This is a genomic window from Segatella cerevisiae (genome assembly GCF_024054555.1).
Classification (GTDB): domain Bacteria; phylum Bacteroidota; class Bacteroidia; order Bacteroidales; family Bacteroidaceae; genus Prevotella; species Prevotella cerevisiae.
In genome coordinates this window covers 1-1,170 of the sequence record NZ_JAMXLY010000111.1, presented here as the reverse complement: position 1 = coordinate 1,170, position 1,170 = coordinate 1, and the positions used below count along the sequence as shown (strand labels likewise).

At 31.9% G+C, this 1,170-nt stretch carries 2 protein-coding genes; one reads left to right on the top strand and one right to left on the bottom strand.

Features of this window, described 5'->3' with window-relative positions:
* Positions 1-6: 6 nt before the first annotated feature.
* A complete protein-coding gene (locus NG821_RS12565) occupies positions 7-120 on the top strand; it encodes a transposase (RefSeq protein ID WP_394802071.1) in 114 nt (37 codons plus the stop codon).
* 59 nt (positions 121-179) lie between these two features.
* Here NG821_RS12565 and NG821_RS12560 read toward each other — a convergent pair whose 3' ends face one another.
* Positions 180-455 (bottom strand): hypothetical protein, encoded by a 276-nt coding sequence (locus tag NG821_RS12560; protein WP_252761996.1) that lies wholly within the window; start codon positions 453-455, stop codon positions 180-182.
* Between the last annotated feature and the right edge of the window lie 715 nt (positions 456-1,170).

Below are 1,170 nucleotides of genomic sequence, written 5' to 3'. Positions count from 1 at the left end.
GAAGGGATAAACAACAAAATCAAGACAATGAAAAGACAGGCGTATGGATATCGGGATGAGAAGTTTTTTGAACTCAAAATTTTATCGCTACATGATAAAAACTACGCATTTGTCGGATGAACCTTAAATATACTCTTCAATATTAGATAAAGCCTTTATAGAATCCTTTTTGACTACTTCTATAAATGTACTTGGAAAGTTAAAGAATTTATAAATCTGATCCCTCTATTGTCTAGAAAATCTTTTAAATCAATAGTTACATAATCAGTTTTTACCTCAATCCTATTATGCATTAGAGAATTTAGATAGCTACATGTGGCAATTTCTAAATCCTTGTAATTTCCATTATACGGTTGTTCACAAAGAACACTCACTAATGTATTAGGTCTAAACATTGCCGGACTTATTTCTCTGGATGCGACAAATCCATTTTCTGTTAATTTAATTTCTAACATTCCTTTATTTATTAATTAATTCGGCAAATATAATAAAATATATTACTTAGTAAAGCTTATTTATGTTTGTATATCATAATATATATTTAAAAGTATAGGAAGTCAATATTTTTTGCTGATTTGTAGGTTTATAGTGGTATAGAATTCAATATTATTGTTGGGAGAACAAATCTTTTAAATTTCTGGTATAAGTTTTCCACTGTCTTGCTTCAGTTATCGATTTTAGTATTGTTTTGACGTTCCAAAGTTTTTGTACGTTAAAGATGATCCCTTCTGGCTAGAATGGAGTCCTTCTTTTAGAAAAGTGCGAACTATAACTTGGTTTGCCGATAAGTCTTGGAAAAAATGGTCTAATTTTAGGGAAATCAGCCTTGGACTAGTGGCAGAAAAAGGTGGTCATAGTTTCGAGAAAGAGGAGATGATAGTTTCGAGAAAGCCAGCCGGCTCTTTCTCGAAACAAGACGCCGCCTTTCGAGAAACTACGAATTCATTTTTTTTGCAGCAAATTTCAGTGATGGTTAGGGCGGACTCCGGTAATGGTCTTTTCTTATTTGTCTTTTCTTCGACCTGTTGACGGAAATAAAAGAGTTACCCGTTGGCGGAATTAAATTCATTAAATAATGATGTATAAAAAGTTGCGCATATCGCTGATTTTTAGTAAATTAGTAGTGTCAAAACTGTTAATTTCAAATCATCGATATGCACAACCTATATA